This is a genomic window from Vibrio fujianensis, assembly GCF_002749895.1.
Lineage (GTDB): Bacteria > Pseudomonadota > Gammaproteobacteria > Enterobacterales > Vibrionaceae > Vibrio > Vibrio fujianensis.
This window is the reverse complement of record NZ_NBUS01000044.1, coordinates 1-777: the sequence shown is the minus strand read 5'-3', so window position 1 is coordinate 777 and position 777 is coordinate 1. Positions and strand designations below refer to the sequence as shown.

The 777-nt window shown below is 37.5% G+C and carries 1 protein-coding gene; it reads left to right on the top strand.

What is annotated here, in order from left to right; translation table 11 throughout:
• Positions 1-34: 34 nt before the first annotated feature.
• Positions 35-721, top strand: coding sequence for a hypothetical protein (locus B7C60_RS13095; RefSeq protein ID WP_054389841.1), 687 nt, complete (start codon positions 35-37; stop codon positions 719-721).
• The last annotated feature ends 56 nt before the right edge of the window (positions 722-777 follow it).

The following is a 777-nucleotide window of genomic DNA, read 5'->3' as shown; positions in this document are numbered from 1 at the left end:
GGCGTTAGGCATCAACTGGGCATAGTGAGAGCTAATGAATATTGAAAATATAGATTGGCAATTGTTTATTATCGCAGCAGGCTTTGTTGTGATGAAATTGTATTTGTCATCTTACCTTAAGAAGAAAGGTGAAAACTTAGCTACTAAAGAAGATGTGCGGCTTATAACTAGCCAAGTTGAAGCTGTTCGAATAGGGATGGAAGCTGATTCCGCAAGAGTCCTTGAGCACGAAAATAAGTGCAACGAGCAATTAGTCACTTACTATGATTATCTAACTGAATTTTATTACGAATTTATGCTAGTAAATTTTGGGGATTTTCCTCCAGATGATGGTCAATCTCTATTTGAATATCAGCTAAAGTTTGGTCGTAAAGCCGTCGACATACTCAAACAGTATCAACGTCTTGTAATCTATTTAGAGGCAAATAACGAAATACTTCTTGAGGGGCGTAACCTCTCCGAGTTAGCTCTAAGATCAGAAGAGGTAATGAAAGCTAAATTTACTTCTGTTAAGCGCGCTTTAATCGCAGAAAGAAAGGCATACATTACAAGTGATGTAGATATGGACTCATATTACTCTGCGGTAGATGAAACTGACGTAGCTGTGAAAGAATTTAATATGAATATGAAGCCCTTGAAAGATGAATTCTTAAAGGGGTATAAATCTTACTTATCACAGCTTAACTTACATCTAAATCAGCATGGTAAGCCAGATGCCTAACAAAGCATTTAAGAGTGATTCGCAACGCTTGGCAGTTTCGCTTCGCTCAAGTATAG

What these genes read in the sequence shown, in the direction of transcription:
- B7C60_RS13095 (WP_054389841.1), top strand. Translation starts at nt 35, where the DNA reads ATGAATATTGAAAATATAGATTGGCAATTGTTTATTATCGCAGCAGGC.